The 14,607-nt window shown below is 36.1% G+C and carries 14 protein-coding genes; 5 read left to right on the forward strand and 9 right to left on the reverse strand.

All coding sequences use genetic code 11. The features are described from left to right. Positions 1-87: 87 nt before the first annotated feature. The 3 genes from REB14_RS21605 to REB14_RS21615 all read right to left on the reverse strand — a co-directional run bounded on the left by REB14_RS21605 (position 88) and on the right by REB14_RS21615 (position 3,473). On the reverse strand, positions 88-1,203 hold the full coding sequence (locus REB14_RS21605; protein WP_309523268.1) for an HlyD family secretion protein: 1,116 nt from the start codon (positions 1,201-1,203) through the stop codon (positions 88-90). Positions 1,204-1,227: 24 nt separating this feature from the next. Further along, positions 1,228-2,538: a TolC family protein gene (locus REB14_RS21610; protein WP_309523269.1), complete on the reverse strand. Its 1,311-nt coding sequence runs from the start codon at positions 2,536-2,538 to the stop codon at positions 1,228-1,230. 89 nt (positions 2,539-2,627) lie between these two features. Then, positions 2,628-3,473 (reverse strand): helix-turn-helix domain-containing protein, encoded by an 846-nt coding sequence (locus tag REB14_RS21615; protein ID WP_309523270.1) that lies wholly within the window; start codon positions 3,471-3,473, stop codon positions 2,628-2,630. 74 nt (positions 3,474-3,547) lie between these two features. On the opposite strand from REB14_RS21615, the gene REB14_RS21620 reads away from it, so the two are divergent. Further along, positions 3,548-4,021, forward strand: coding sequence for an Mpo1 family 2-hydroxy fatty acid dioxygenase (locus tag REB14_RS21620; RefSeq protein WP_079241148.1), 474 nt, complete (start codon positions 3,548-3,550; stop codon positions 4,019-4,021). Here REB14_RS21620 and REB14_RS21625 read toward each other — a convergent pair. Then, the gene (locus tag REB14_RS21625) at positions 4,018-5,085 is read right to left on the reverse strand and encodes a DUF2891 domain-containing protein (protein WP_309523271.1); all 1,068 of its coding nucleotides are present in this window, start codon (positions 5,083-5,085) and stop codon (positions 4,018-4,020) included. The two genes, REB14_RS21620 and REB14_RS21625, sit on opposite strands and share 4 nt — an antisense overlap. Before the next feature lie 180 nt (positions 5,086-5,265). Here REB14_RS21625 and REB14_RS21630 point away from each other — a divergent pair, with 180 nt between their 5' ends. Then, on the forward strand, positions 5,266-6,159 hold the full coding sequence (locus REB14_RS21630) for a DUF4349 domain-containing protein (RefSeq protein WP_309523272.1): 894 nt from the start codon (positions 5,266-5,268) through the stop codon (positions 6,157-6,159). Between the two features lie 135 nt (positions 6,160-6,294). Here REB14_RS21630 and REB14_RS21635 read toward each other — a convergent pair whose 3' ends face one another. From REB14_RS21635 to dnaA, 5 genes are all read right to left on the reverse strand, one after another. Beyond that, complete coding sequence (locus REB14_RS21635) at positions 6,295-8,097, reverse strand: lytic polysaccharide monooxygenase (protein WP_309523273.1); 1,803 nt, start codon at positions 8,095-8,097, stop codon at positions 6,295-6,297. 465 nt (positions 8,098-8,562) lie between these two features. Further along, entirely contained in the window at positions 8,563-9,261 is a 699-nt protein-coding gene (locus tag REB14_RS21640) for an SAM-dependent methyltransferase (protein ID WP_079241143.1), read from the reverse strand. Positions 9,262-9,265: 4 nt separating this feature from the next. Continuing rightward, positions 9,266-9,766, reverse strand: a complete 501-nt coding sequence (locus tag REB14_RS21645; RefSeq protein ID WP_309523274.1) for a Cif family virulence factor — start codon at positions 9,764-9,766, stop codon at positions 9,266-9,268. 5 nt (positions 9,767-9,771) lie between these two features. After that, entirely contained in the window at positions 9,772-10,221 is a 450-nt protein-coding gene (locus tag REB14_RS21650; protein ID WP_309523275.1) for a low molecular weight protein-tyrosine-phosphatase, read from the reverse strand. A 100-nt stretch (positions 10,222-10,321) separates the two neighbouring features. Beyond that, positions 10,322-11,776, reverse strand: a complete 1,455-nt coding sequence (dnaA, locus tag REB14_RS21655; RefSeq protein ID WP_002980474.1) for a chromosomal replication initiator protein DnaA — start codon at positions 11,774-11,776, stop codon at positions 10,322-10,324. Positions 11,777-11,912: 136 nt separating this feature from the next. Here dnaA and REB14_RS21660 point away from each other — a divergent pair, with 136 nt between their 5' ends. The 3 genes from REB14_RS21660 to REB14_RS21670 all read left to right on the forward strand — a co-directional run bounded on the left by REB14_RS21660 (position 11,913) and on the right by REB14_RS21670 (position 14,518). Beyond that, the gene (locus REB14_RS21660; protein ID WP_079241141.1) at positions 11,913-12,323 is read left to right on the forward strand and encodes an acyl-CoA thioesterase; all 411 of its coding nucleotides are present in this window, start codon (positions 11,913-11,915) and stop codon (positions 12,321-12,323) included. A gap of 272 nt (positions 12,324-12,595) precedes the next feature. After that, on the forward strand, positions 12,596-13,444 hold the full coding sequence (gene pheA / locus REB14_RS21665) for a prephenate dehydratase (RefSeq protein WP_309523276.1): 849 nt from the start codon (positions 12,596-12,598) through the stop codon (positions 13,442-13,444). A gap of 363 nt (positions 13,445-13,807) precedes the next feature. After that, entirely contained in the window at positions 13,808-14,518 is a 711-nt protein-coding gene (locus tag REB14_RS21670) for a hypothetical protein (RefSeq protein WP_079241139.1), read from the forward strand. Positions 14,519-14,607: the final 89 nt, after the last annotated feature.

Below are 14,607 nucleotides of genomic sequence, written 5' to 3' on the forward strand. Positions count from 1 at the left end.
TAGAAACTAGAAGTTAGTAACTGAAAGTTTTCAGCTTAACTTCTGTATTTTCCAATCTTTTAATCTTTCAATGATTAAATCTTTAAATTACTGCCCAATATTTACATTCATATTCATTCCGGCACTCAGTTTATCCAGATCTTCTTTTTTGTTGGAAGCTGTAAACTCTATTCTTACAGGAATTCTCTGCTGTACTTTAATGAAATTTCCGGTAGAGTTATCTGTAGGTACATTTGAATATCTTGAACCGGTAGCCGCTGAAACTGCTGTGACTACTCCTTCGAATTTTTTACCACCTAAAGCATCAGCTGTCATGGAAATTTTCTCACCTACTTTAATATTGGGCATCTGGCTTTCCAGGAAGTTGGCGGTTACCCATTTCTGACCATTCAGAACGATGGTTGCCACCTGTTGCCCCGGCTGGATCAACTGACCTTCGGAGATGGTTCTTCTTCCCATTACTCCATCATAAGGTGCTGTAATAACAGTATACGAAAGATTGATTCTTGCCATATCCAGAGCAGATTTTGTTCTTTTAATTTCGGCATCATTAATTCCCAATCTGCTTTTCACTTCTGTAGTAGAAAGGTTGGCGGATTGTTTCTGATTCACTAACGTTTCATAAGCTGCCTTTTGAGCATCATATTCTGTTTTTACCTGATCATATTGCTGTCTTGTAACTGCCTCAGCCGTCAAAAGATTTTTATATCGGTTTAAGTTCTGTTCAGCATTCCATAATCTTGCTTTTGCTCCTGCAATATTAGACTGCATCACATTGATATTGTTGGAAACAGTATTCACAGAAGAACTTGTTGCCGTTTTTTGAGCCATTGCATTCTGATATGCTGCTTCTGCCTGTCCCAGCTGGGTAAGAATTTCACGTTCGTCAAGGATGACCAGTGTATCTCCTTTTTTTACATGCTGATGTTCAATAAACTTAATTTCTTTGATATAAGCAGAAACCCTTGTATTAACAGGATTGATAAATTCTTCTACCTGTGCAGCTTCTGTATAGGTTTTGCTGCCAATATGAAAATATTCTCGTACTAACCAGAATAATCCAAAACCGATCACCAAAAAGACGATGATATTGGAAATAATAGCTCTGATTTTATTGGTCTTATTTTTCTTTTTCTTGTTTTCTACAGCAGATGCTGCTTGAGTTGATGTAGTATCTTGAGTAGTTTGTCCCTTGTTTTCCATTGTGTTGATTTTCAGTGTTAAAAATTAAAGTGTTCCTGTAGATTTCAAAAGGTTGTAATACTGATACAAAACATTGATCTCAGCATTGGCATAATCGAGTTCTGACTGTAGTTTCTGGTTCTGTGCATCAATCATTTCTGCCTGCACAGCCAATTGGTTCAAATACTTGGCTTCTGTAATCTTGTAGTTTTCTTCCGCCAGTCTTTTGGAATCATTCAGAATATCAGCTTGCTGAATCGCTTCCTGATATTTTGTATAGGCAGCATTCACTCCCATATCTACATTCTGCTGTACCAGAGTCATGGCATCATTCGCCTGATTCTTTTGCAGCTCACCTAATTTTACTTTTTCTTTTGTTTTATAAAGAGTATCTATATTATAACTTAAAGAAACTCCGGTCTGCCAGCCTCCTGAATACATATCCAAAACAGGATTTCTTGTCGTAATCGGTCTTTGCAGCGTATATCCACCAAATCCGGCCAAAGTAGGTGCATTATCCGTTTTTATGATCTCAATATTCTTATCTGCCACCGCAATATTTTTTTGAGCAGATTTCAGTAACGGATTGCTTTCATGAGCAAGATCCGTATAATATCCCATTCCTATTCCGGATTCTTTATTTTCCAGATTTTCTGTAGGAATAATCTCTGTGTCTGAAGATAAACCTAATGCAATATTCAGATTATAATTAAGGATTTTCTTATTATTCGTAAGGGTAAGAATTCCCTGATCCAGGTTTTTAATGGCCAATTCTCCACGTATCACTTCGTTTCGGGTTACCATTCCCTGCTGATAGAATTTCTGGATGTTCTTCAGACGTTCCAGAGCCAGTTTTTTATTATTCTGAAATACCTCTTCCTGATTGATAATTTTATAGACGTCCAAGTAATTAGAAATCACTAAAAATTTCACATCCTGCTTATTTTTCTCTAAATCCAGTTCCGAAAGCTGTTCACGAAGCCCTGCCATTTCAATAGATTTATTCACCAATCCTCCTTTGAAGATCAATTGTGTTGCCTGTACAGCATATGAACTTCCATAATGTGGCATCGGAACGTTTGTAGAATTCGAAAAGTCTTTGTCAATAGCTACTGCATCTCCTAAATAGAACTGACTTGTAGAAGCTGTGATCGTAGGAAGTTTCTGAAGCTTAACGACATTCGTATTTTGTTTTGCAATACCAATGTTCTGTGCAGAAACCTTGAGCTGCTGGTGATTCTGAACAGCGAGTTCCGCTACCTCACTTGCGGTCATCTGCTTAATCTGTTGTGAAAAAAACAGCGCAGGAAAAGCTGCTATCAATACAGATAGTGCTGTTTTTATTTTCTTTGTCATTTTACCTTGTTTTACAGATGCAAAGTTAGGTCAACAACAAAATCAATCAAATGTTTGATTTTTGGAAAAAGATGTTCAAATGTAAGATTTTAGTTTTCAAACTGATGTCTGTACTGTGTAGGACTCACCTCCAGATGCTTCTTAAAAAAGTGAGAAAATGAGTATTGATCGCTAAATCCGAGAATAGAAGAAACCTCTGAAACCGGTTTACTGGAAGAGTTTAAGAGTACCTTCGCCTCATTGATCACAATTAAAGCGATGATTTGGCTTGCAGACTTTCCTGTAATGGTCTTCACTACTGCGGAAAGATGTCTGGTTGTAATTGATTGCCGTTCGGCATAAAACTCAACAGTCCTTTCCGTAAGATGATATTCCGAAAGATCAGTAAGAAATACAAATACAATTTCTTCCTGTCTGGACATCTGATTCATAGAACTGTTATCTTCCTTGGAAATGATTCCTGCCATCTGATAGCAAAATACAGAGAAAAGATGCTCCACCATTTCTTTCTTGTAAAGCATTTCCGTATCAGAATCCAGGATATATTTCAGGAAATTGACGCTTTTCCAGACCACTTCCATTTCGTCCTCTGGAAAAGGAACTCCTTTATTCATCTGCTGCCTGAAATAACGATAAGTAATCAAACGATTAAATTTTAATGATAAAGCAGAAATAAATCCTCTTTTATAAGAAACCATCCTCGACTGAAAATCATCAGTAACTCCTACCACTTCATAGATAGTTTGCGGATCGGTTACCATAAACATATTAGCAGAAACTTCCAGATCACTGAAATGCTGACGAAGTTTTATGGTGCCGGATTTAATAAAAATAAATGCAGGATTTTCGGGACGAAACGGTTTACCCACAGCTATTCGCTCGAAAATATTATGTTCGGTAAAAATATCAACGCCAAATTTTTCCAGGGCAGACATAAGACAAATGTAAGCAATCTTACCAGTGATTACAAAATTTTATTATTTTAGCAGGAATCCAATTTTCCATCAGCATGAGAAAGGTCGATTTATTATTTGCCGAATACAGTAAAAGTCACAGAAATGCGACCAACAAGTTTATTCACTGGATTTGCGTACCCTTAATTTTCTGGACAATCCTAGGTTTTGCATCCCTGATTCCTTCCCCTCATTTCTGCGCTTCCTACTTCGGATGTGCCAGCATCATAAGTATTATTGCAATTATTCTGATCACGCTGTTCTATATAAGACTGTCTTTTCGGATCGCTATTGTGATGATTGTAATAATGCTCATTATGGAGCATTTTATCTATCTGACCAATATTAATGTTGGAAGACAGTCATGGATGGTTTACCTTAGTGTATTTATTATCACCTGGATTTTTCAGTTTATAGGTCATAAAATTGAAGGGAAAAAGCCCACTTTCCTCAAAGATCTGCAGTTTCTTCTGATAGGACCGATCTGGCTTTTAGGCTTTATTCTGAAAAAAACAGGAATCAAATATTAATCTTCCAGAGCATATACAGCAAAACTTGCCAGCCAGTGGTCTCCTCCATAATTTCCCTGGAAAAGCAAAGGCAGCCCATTGGTAAGAAATACGTCTGCAGTTTTTCTGAAATCCTTTTTCAGGGGATGATTGGCAGGAAGTGCACTTGAAATTCCTTTCATACACCATGCTTTGGAAAAAGACAATCCTACCAGGTGAACCGTCTGATAATCGCTAAGATCACTTACTACCGGAATTTTTTCAACATTCTCCAGACTTCTTTTTTCGTAAAAAGCATTCAGCCACTGTACAAATTCTTTTTGAGGGAGAACTCTTCGCATCAGATCTGCAATTTCCAGACTTGGCGAAAAGAAATCCGAACCGTCCGGCTCCAGATAAGCTGGTGTTTTCTGATCTTTTAAGAAAAAGTATTTTGCCTTTTCCATCAACTGATTTTCAAACACTTTATCTTTATTGGCTCTTGCCCAATCTATGGCAAATGCCATTGCAAATGCCGTATTAGGATGAACTCCGGTTCTGTTGGGATAGGTTTGTTTTGGAAGATAGGTCTTCCATGACTTCAGAATCTGATCCGTGAGCGGTTTCAGGTTTTCATGCCATATTTTAGCTTTTGGATGATCCCAGGTCGTGAGTTCTTCATCCAGTTTTAAGATCCACGCCCAGCCATAGGTTCTTTCAAAAGTTCCTGTCAGCTGATATTTTGTAAAGTAATCTGCTTCTGTCTGAAGTTTTTCCTTTTGAAATGATTCATCCAGAATTTTTTCAATCTCTTTGGCATTGGAGAGATTAGGTTTTGTTTTTAAAAGTCTTGTCAGCATCCAATGTCCGTGAACAGAGCTATGCCAGTCGAAACACCCATAAAAACTAGGGTGAAGATCTTTGGGAGTCAAAGGAACTTCGCCAGCATTATTGATAATATGAGCTGTTTTATTTGGATATTCCTGATTGATACAGTGAAGAGGCTTATCGGACAATTTCATGGCCATTTCGTCTGTAAGTTTTGGAACTTCCTGGGCATACATCAGAAATGGAGAAAACACTAATGCTAAAAGACTTTTTTTCATGAATTAAAAATAGAAATAATTTATCAGTTTAAGTAATTTTTCAAGCCGGTTTCCCAGCTATTTCTTCTATTTACTGATTTTATATTAAATTTTTCTTTCATTTTAATTTTTTAACCAATCTTATAAATAATCATTTTTGTGCACACTTTTTGATCATACCCATAAAAAACTAACTAACCTATGAAAAAAATTATTTTCCTAATATCAGGTCTTATTCTGATCAATTGCAGCCAATCAGGTGGTGAAAAACATGAGGTAAAAGCCGATCTGATGGAAGTTATAACCGAAGATAAAGTACCTTCTGCAGCCTCCGCCCCCATACCTCCATCACTTTCTGTTTCCGAAAAGCTAGTCTCCGATGAAAATGGGATCAACAAAGGTGTTTACACTCCAAAGAAAACAGATACAATTTCCAAAAAAATCATCAAAAACGGAGATATGAAGATTCAGGTGGGTGATATTAAAAAAACGCAGAACCAGGTCAATGAAATCATTAAGAAAAACAATGCCTATATCCAGAAAGAAGAATTTCAAAATACGGATATGGATGATAATCTTACTCTGATCATCCGTGTGCCTCATAAAAATTTTGATGCACTGATCAATTCCTTTTCAGACGGTGTAGGAACTGTTCTGTCTAAAAATATTTCATCCAATGATGTGACTGAAGAATATACTGATATAGCGATAAAGCTGGCCAACAAAAAGATATATCTTGAAAAATACCGTGAAATGCTTAAAAAGGCTGCTACCACAAAAGATATGTTGGAAATTCAGGAAAATATCCGCGAATTGGAAGATGAGATTGACATTGCTGAAGGTAGCCTACGTTTTATTGATGACCGTGTGAATTACAGTACTTTGAATTTAAACTTATATAAAGAGAAAGTAAGAAGCTCAACCACTTCCAAAATTGGTTTCGGAAGCCGCTTTATAGATTCTCTGACAGAAGGGTGGAACAGTTTTGTAGGTTTTCTGCTGGGAATGGTTTCGTTATGGCCCTTCTTTTTACTTATTCCTGTTATTATTTTGCTTTGGAGAAAATGGAAATCAAAAAAGAAAAATCAGAATTAAATAATAAAAAATCCGGGCATCTGCGATGCCCGGATTTTCACTGCATTATCAACAATTTATACTGTTTCCAGTACTTGTTTAAAATCAATAACAATGCAATAGTCTTGTTAAGAGCTGTTAAATATTTTAAAAAAATTACTTTCTTATGGATTTGGTAATACTGCTTCCATCTTTATACTGAATCTTTAAAAAATAGATTCCAGACTGAAGTCGACTTATATTCATATTATTATGCCCCGGATTCATGAAAGTTATGATCTGAAGTCCTTGAGGGGTGATGACATCTACTCTGCTTATTTTACCATAATAAGTTTCTGGTGCAAAATTGATCATATATTCCGATACAATAATTGAAAGATCATTCTCTTTGTTAGCAAAAGACGATGTTTTGCAACTTTGCCCTTCATTACAGTCACTTATCACTTTCCAGACAGCGTTACTTCCCGGTGCTTCTCCCGGATTTGCATACCATTTGTTTTCCCAGATTTTGCAGGCATGGAAAATCTTTGTTCCTGTTGTTGGATACGTTTTTGACATATTATATTCCTGAGCGCCACAATACGTAACCGGACCGCTGGATTCACAACCAGGGCCTTCGGTACAAGTACTTACTTCTTCCCATACCATATTGGTTCCTGGTAGTTCTCCCGGATTCGCATACCATTTGTTTTTCCAGATTTTACACGAGTAGAAAACTTTCACTCCGGCTGTAGGATATGGATTGGCAGCGTTATATTGCTCTGCTCCACAATAAGACTGTCCATTTCCCGGTGTAACTTTCTTAGTTCTGATTTTTAATTCATTGCTGGCATCAGATAGCTGATCGTTCATGGCAACCGATTTAACAATGTACCGATATTCTGTATCTTGTGCTAATCCTGTTCGTAAAAAGCTTGTTTGCACAGTCTCTCCTACCTTGATTCCATTTTCAAAGATTTGATAATTCTTGATTCCCTGCGAATGAGTAGAAGCCATCCACATCAATGAAACTGAATTTTCAGTAACTTCCATTGAGTGGAGGTTTGATGGTGCTGTAGGTTTTTCGAGAGCGCCTTCACTATTCGTTTTTACATTGAGTGGCGCGCTTTTTCCTGATGTGAGCCCTGAAGAACCTTTCGCCTGTATTTCATAGGTGTAAATTGTATTGGCAGCTAAGCCCATATCCTGAAAAGTAGGTGTACCTACCTGCTGAATATTTTGACCATTACGAAAAACGTTATAGGATACTGCATCTGATTGTGGATTCCAGCTTATTTTAGCAGAAGAGCTTGTTACTCCTACTTGTGTTAATCCTGTTGGAGTAGCGGGTGCAGAAACTCCTGTTCCGGAGGTGACGTTAACATCAATTACATTATAGAATGCATTGGTGGTATCTGCAACATCCCAGACCGCTAAAATAATATGATAACCAGTACGGTTAGCAGGAACTGTAATCTGATGAGAAACATTGTCCTGTGGTGGTGTTCCATTATGCGTAATTGTACCTATAAGTTCAAGATCCTGACGGGAAAGCGGCTGATTGGGATTCCAGCCCTGCTTTGTCATATAATAATGCCATTTCGCAGTGGCATGGTAAGCCAGATATTTCCAGATAAAAGCGTTCACTCCGGTGGTGATATTGGTTTTCTTCCATCGGTCAGCAGTTTGGATATCCAATGTGGTGTCTCCCCCTATACTTCCGTTAGCAGAAGCAATCTTTCCGTCTGCCGGCCCTAATGCAGGAAAGCCTTTTGGGGCTTCCAGGGACCCAGGTTCATTAATGATAGATCCATAGATGCTAAATGCTGCAGAATAACCGAGGGTAGCCTTATCCAGACTTCCCTGATAGCCTCTTGAGGCAGGGCTCATTACATATCCATGTGCAGATAAATGAATTAGAGAAGGTACCAGTATCGCCATCATCAGCAATACCGGAAGAAAAAATTTACGTGTCATCATATTTTAATATTTTGGTGTTGATTTTATAAGATCAATTTTCTAAAAGCTAATTTTTCAAACCATTGCACTCCAGATAACTAAAGAAATGAAAGAGCTATTAGTTTAAATTCATTAAATAATTTAAATTATAAAATTTTCAATAAAAACCGAATTAAATAACACAAATTAGCCAATACTTCAAATTAAAACATAAAATAATAATTCATAACATATTATTAACATATAATTACAACATGTCAAAACATAAAAGTACAAAAAATTAAACAATTAATCACATTTTGTTGAAATATTTTTCATATGAATCAATATTAAATAGAGCATAGAGGGACAATGAAATACAAAACACTGACAATTATATGATTTGTATGCAATTACTAAAAACTACTAAAAAAAATGAGAGAATTGATCATTCTCTCAGCCAGTAAATTTTAAAAATCCTAAAATTATCTTCAAAAGGAATCATATTTATTTCCCAAGTACAAATACTGCAGGAATTTTATGAAGTTCCGGCTTTTGTTTTTGCCAGTCTTTTATGGTTTTTGTCTTGATGAATTCATATTCCGGATCGTTGATATTGGCAGCAATACAAAGTTTTGTATTAGGCGATAAAAACTTACATAAATCTTCAAAAAGCTGGTTATTTCTGTAAGGAGTTTCCATGAAAATCTGTGAATATCCGGTTTTCTGAACAAGGCTCTCAAGATTCATAATCTGTTTCTTTTTCTCTCCTTTATCAATTGGCAGATAACCATGAAAAGTAAATTCCTGACCATTAAAACCACTGGAAATTAAAGCCAGAATAATGGATGAAGGCCCTGAAATTGGGATCACTCTGATGTTTTTCTCATGACACCATTTTACAATCAGGTTTCCGGGATCTGCAATACAAGGCAATCCGGCTTCCGACAGTAATCCAAAGTCCTGCCCTTTCATCATCAGCTCCTGAGCTTCCTTGATATCTGCATTTTCAGTGTATTTATCCAATAAGAACAACTTCAGATCGGCCTGTTTTTTTTCAGGAGCAAAAAATTTCACAACCTTTCGCGCTGTTTTCTCATTTTCCACAAAGAAATAATCTGTCTGCATGATATAATCCTTCAGAACAGGCGAAAAATGATTGATAGAAGTATTTTCAGATAAATAAGCTGGGAGTAAAAAAAGCATTGTATTATTTTTTAGTTCTTTCGTTTAATGTAGGTTGAAGGAAGTATTTTGTCAAATCCATAGAAAAGGTAACGGAGGTGATTTTCCAGGTTCCATTGATCTTCATTAATGTCCAGATCTCCTTTCCCCAGTTTTCCATTTTACCATCATACCAAAAACTGTAATCGAAATTGGCAGAAGCTATTGCTCCATCTTCCACAATCTTAATATTGTCAAATTTTTCTTCAGATTTATCATCTTTAAAACTCTTGATAAAAGCTTTATAATCATCTGCAAAATAGTAATCAGCCTTAGGATTTTTCTCCAGACGCTTAGCCTGTGTTCGGTCTTTGTATATGCCGGTCCAAAGCACAGGTTCCTGGAATAAAGAAAGATATCTGGCTTCGTCTCTGGATTTAATACATCCCATAAAGTCATCCATAACTTTACGGATTTCTGTTTCATCTTTGGTTTGAGCGAAAGACAAACCACAGCTAAAAACAAACAGTAACAGCAGTTTTTTCATGGTTATTATTTTGATATTTGGTTTATGATTGCGTTGCATCCTTTATCCAAAAGCTGGAAAACCTTTTCAAAATCTTTCATATCTCCCCAATAAGGATCCGGAACCTCAGCATTTTTGTGGTCTCCCAATACTTCTAAAAACAAAGATACTTTCTGACGTTCTTCTTCATTTTTAGTTTTAGAAACTACATCTTCCAATACGTCAATATCCATACAGTAGATTTTATCAAAGGTTTCAAAGTCTCTTCTGGTGATAGGTCTTGATCTTTGTCCGGATATATCAATATGATGATTAGCAGCTGTTTTAATGGCTCTTTTATCAGGATGTTCACCTTCATGCATTGAAATAGTTCCGGCAGAATCCACCGTATAATGCTCCGGTAGTTTTGCTTTCATAATTCCTTCCGCCAAGGGGCTTCTGCATATATTCCCCAGACAAACCATTAATATTTTCATATCCCGTGTATTTAAAAAGAGTCTTTTCTCACGACAAAACTAAATAAAAAATGAAGAATAAAACTATCCTTCATTTTAATTTATGTAAGCTCAACCTTAATTATTGTTTGATTCTTTCAGTAAGGTCTTTTACGTATTTCTTGATTTCTTTATCAATTTTAGAAACGTCCTTGATGGTATCACAAGCATACATTACTGTAGAGTGATCTTTTCCACCCATTTCTTCACCAATTTTAGTAAAGGTAGAATTGGTAAATTCTTTGGAGAAGTACATGGCAAGCTGTCTTGGTAATGCAATCTCTCTTTTTCTTGTTTTTGAAAGCAGCTGTTCTTTTTTGATTCCAAAATAATCACAAACCACTTCCTGAATGTAAGGAATATTGATAACCTTCTTCTGGTTCGCCGCAATTCTGTTGATCGTTTCCTTAAGCAACTCAAGACTAAGATCTCTTTTATATACTGTAGAGTAAGCAATCACAGAGTTGATAACCCCGATAAGCTCTCTTACATTCGTTTTTGCTTCGGCAGCTAGGAAATCAAGCATATCTCCCGGAAGAACAATTCCATCTCTGCTTAGTTTATCTTCAATAATCTGTCTTCTTGTAGATAGATCCGGAGATTTGATTTCTGCAGAAAGTCCCCATTTGAAACGGGAAACAATTCTGTCCTGGATATCCATAATATCAGCAGGTGCTTTATCTGAGGTAAGGATAATCTGTTTTCCATTCTGATGCAGGTGATCAAAAATATGGAAGAAACTGTCCTGAGTAGCAGATTTTCCAGATAAGAACTGAATATCATCAATAATCAGTACATCTACCATTTGATAGAAATTCGCAAACTCAGTCTGCTTATGAGCTTTAGCCGCAGAGATAAACTGCTGGATAAACTTTTCAGAAGACAGATAAAGAACTACTTTATCAGGAAACTGATTTTTTACTTCAAGACCAACAGCCTGACCTAAGTGGGTTTTCCCAACTCCATAACCTCCATATAAAAATAAGGGGTTGAAAGCAGTTGCTCCAGGTCTTTTTGCAATGGATCTGGCTACAGTGGCTGCAAATTTATTGCTTTCTCCTTCTACATAACTATCAAATGAGTAGTCAGGCTTCAGGTTAGAATCTATGTTTACTTTTCTAATTCCAGGAACTACAAACGGATTTACAATATTAGCAGAAAAACCTTGTGGCATTGTTTCCTGTGTTTTTGGAGTAGGAACACTTTGTCCCTTGATGTTCATGGTAACTGGTTTCTCTTCACCTTTTGGTCTGTTTTCCATCACAGAATACCATAATTTCACTCCTTTTCCAATATTTTTCTTCAGGGCAGCAGAAAGTAAGGACAGGTAATTGTCCTCTATATATTCCTTGTAAAAATCGCTCGGTACGATCAACGTGAGGTTATTAGCCACCAATGAAAGCGGCTGAACCTTGTCGAATAGCATATCGAAAGATTTTTCAAGTTTTTTTAGGTCAGAATTGTCTTCAGCAGCGTTCAGGTTATCGCGCATAAACTGAAGGCATTTCTGCCATATCATCATTAAATTGTCATCCATTTTTTAAGCCCCGATTATTCTTTGTTTGTACTGTGTTTAGAAGGAAGACAAAGGTCCAATATTTTCTTTTCAAAAAAAAATATTGCAGGTATTGATTATTTAAAAATATATTTGTATGTATAATTTAACCCGTAAAATGATACACACAACACACTCAATACGAGTACGTTACGCAGAGACAGACCCGATGAAATATGTATACTATGGAAACTATGCAACGTACTTCGAAGTAGCGAGAGTTGAACTCTTCAGAAGCATAGGAATTTCATACGATGAAATTGAAAACCAAGGAATTTGGCTGCCGGTTTCAGACTATAAAATTAAATATATCCGACCTGCTTTATATGATCAAAAATTAGAAATTCATACTTATGTAAAAAAAATTCCAGGGGTAAGAATTGAATTTGAGTATGAAATTTACAATGAAGAGCATACTAAAATAACAGAAGCTTCCACTACTCTATTCTTTCTCGACGCAAAAACCAATAAAGTGATCAAGTGCCCGGATTTCCTGATGGAGTTGATTGAAAAGAACTGGAAGAAATAGATTGTAGGTTGCAGGAATTAGAGAAATTACTCTGTGAAATATTAATGCAGGAGTATTGGATGTCAATGGTGAATTTTGCTTCGCAAGTGAAAGGTGAATGTTTTAATGCAATTAAGATATATTTATCTCTACTTAACTAATAACAAAAGAAACCAGCAACAAAATAAACCAGCAACTCTCATCCGTAACAAAACACCCCACAATACGTATTCTATTTATGAATTAATTCGCACCTTTGTACCCTTATTTAACCATCCCTTATATACTATATTATGAAGATTGCATTTTTGGGACCTCATGCCAGTTTCACCCAGCTTGCTGCAGCACAGCTTTTCCCTGATGACGAAATAGTACCACAAGCCAGCATTCTGGATTGTTTTAATGCCGTTGAAAACGGAGAGGTAGTAAAAGCAGTAGTACCTTTGGAAAACTCTATTGAAGGAACCGTCTCTATGACGCTGGATTATTTGTATAAAACTCCGTCTATTAAAATTGAAGCAGAAGCAGTAATGCCTATTGCCCATCATCTGATGATTCATCCGGAAAATTCTATTGAGAATATTGAAAGAATATATTCACATCCGCAAGCCCTTGCACAGAGCTTTCATTTTCTGGATTCCCATTATAAAGAAATTCCAAAACAGGACTTTTCCTCAACTGCAGCCGCTGCCAAGTTTGTTTCTGAGAATCCGGATACTCCTATTGCTGCGGTAGCCAATCAGTTTGCAGCCAATTTATACGGTTTGAAAATCGTGAATCGTAATATTCAGGATTTCGAACAGAACCACACCCGATTTATCATCATTTCTAAAGAACAGAACAAATATCAAAATGATAAACTGGAAACACTGGGAGAAAAATCAGGTATGCTGATCACTCTTCCCGAAGATCATCCCGGTGGATTACATCAGGTATTATCTGTTTTTGCATGGAGAAAAATGAATCTCAGCAAGATTGAATCCAGAACATTAAAAACAGGACTGGGAAATTATTTCTTCTTTATCAATGTTGAAGGACCATGGAAAGAAGTCTTACATGAAAATGCACTAAAAGAGCTTGAATCAATCCACGCAAATGTAGATTTTCTTGGGAATTACAAAGAATTTCTCCTGGAAAGCTAGAAAAAAAACAATAAATCTGTAAAAAACACTGCCATTAAAGCAGTGTTTTTTTTATTTACACTATAAAAAACACAAAATCCAAAAAACTTTTACAATAAATTACCATAATGACAACACCTTCTGTTTAATTAAAAAATAACCCACACAATGGAGAGAATTATTTTTCAATAAGACACTGACAAACAACGAATTAAACTAAAAACAAATATAATAAGTCGTAATTAAATTATGTGATAATATAAATCAAAATATAAACATATGTTTAAAGATATTGCATCATATTAATATTAAAAATAAAAATATCACAATGTAGAGTATAATTTTTATTGTATATTTGCTTTGCAACTAATTAAAATCTTGATCATGAAAACTAAACTTTACAGCTTAATGTTAGCATGCGCGACGTTACCATTATTCTCGCAAGTAGGTATCAATACAGCAACCCCATCCGCAACCTTAGACGTTAACGGAACTATGAAAGTTCGTGATACTCCTGCAGCTACAGCACTACCTGGGTATCAAATTTTAGCAGTTAATCAGGGAACTACACAAGTTTTTTCAATGGACCCTGCTCTATTAACGGCCGCTGCAGGAACTAATACTTCCGTGTATTCTGCAAAAAAAACAACAGGTATAACCCTTCTTAACCTAGGTGTTTTACCGTCTGATTTCCAACCTGTCAGCTTTGTACAAGCCGACAGAACTATAGGAACTGCTACTTTATTTACAAATGCTGACGGTTCTTATAATATTCCATCCACTGGAGTATATGCTGTTGGGTTCGCATTCAGATACGGAACAGGTTTACAGGCTTCTTTACTATCTGGAGCACCTGGTATCGCCATTGCAAGAACCAGATCTGCAGTAACAACTCTAATAGACACACGCCCATTCAGTGGTATTAACCTTGCATTAGCAGTTAACTTAACACTTTCTGACTCCAGCATTAATTCTTTGTATTCATTTCAGGCAGGCGACAAAGTCTCTTTTGGAATTGTAGATTCCGGTATTGTTACAGCAGGATTATTAGGATCCAGTATCGCATCCTTCTACATTTACAAAGTATCCAACTAGTAAAAACATATTGTTAGTTATCTATACCATTTAACCCATCGCTTATACCGTGATGGGTTAATTTTTTAAATAGCATATCAAACATTTCT

Source organism: Chryseobacterium metallicongregator (assembly GCF_031324065.1).
GTDB classification, from domain to species: Bacteria; Bacteroidota; Bacteroidia; order Flavobacteriales; family Weeksellaceae; genus Chryseobacterium; species Chryseobacterium metallicongregator.

Coding starts and splice junctions, on each gene's coding strand:
- REB14_RS21635 (WP_309523273.1), bottom strand. CDS start 8,097: ATGATGACACGTAAATTTTTTCTTCCGGTATTGCTGATGATGGCGATA.
- REB14_RS21670 (WP_079241139.1), top strand. CDS start 13,808: ATGAAAACTAAACTTTACAGCTTAATGTTAGCATGCGCGACGTTACCA.
- REB14_RS21615 (WP_309523270.1), bottom strand. CDS start 3,473: ATGTCTGCCCTGGAAAAATTTGGCGTTGATATTTTTACCGAACATAAT.
- REB14_RS21645 (WP_309523274.1), bottom strand. CDS start 9,766: ATGAAAAAACTGCTGTTACTGTTTGTTTTTAGCTGTGGTTTGTCTTTC.
- REB14_RS21640 (WP_079241143.1), bottom strand. CDS start 9,261: ATGCTTTTTTTACTCCCAGCTTATTTATCTGAAAATACTTCTATCAAT.
- REB14_RS21620 (WP_079241148.1), top strand. CDS start 3,548: ATGAGAAAGGTCGATTTATTATTTGCCGAATACAGTAAAAGTCACAGA.
- REB14_RS21630 (WP_309523272.1), top strand. CDS start 5,266: ATGAAAAAAATTATTTTCCTAATATCAGGTCTTATTCTGATCAATTGC.
- REB14_RS21625 (WP_309523271.1), bottom strand. CDS start 5,085: ATGAAAAAAAGTCTTTTAGCATTAGTGTTTTCTCCATTTCTGATGTAT.
- dnaA (WP_002980474.1), bottom strand. CDS start 11,776: ATGGATGACAATTTAATGATGATATGGCAGAAATGCCTTCAGTTTATG.
- REB14_RS21610 (WP_309523269.1), bottom strand. CDS start 2,538: ATGACAAAGAAAATAAAAACAGCACTATCTGTATTGATAGCAGCTTTT.
- REB14_RS21660 (WP_079241141.1), top strand. CDS start 11,913: ATGATACACACAACACACTCAATACGAGTACGTTACGCAGAGACAGAC.
- pheA (WP_309523276.1), top strand. CDS start 12,596: ATGAAGATTGCATTTTTGGGACCTCATGCCAGTTTCACCCAGCTTGCT.
- REB14_RS21650 (WP_309523275.1), bottom strand. CDS start 10,221: ATGAAAATATTAATGGTTTGTCTGGGGAATATATGCAGAAGCCCCTTG.
- REB14_RS21605 (WP_309523268.1), bottom strand. CDS start 1,203: ATGGAAAACAAGGGACAAACTACTCAAGATACTACATCAACTCAAGCA.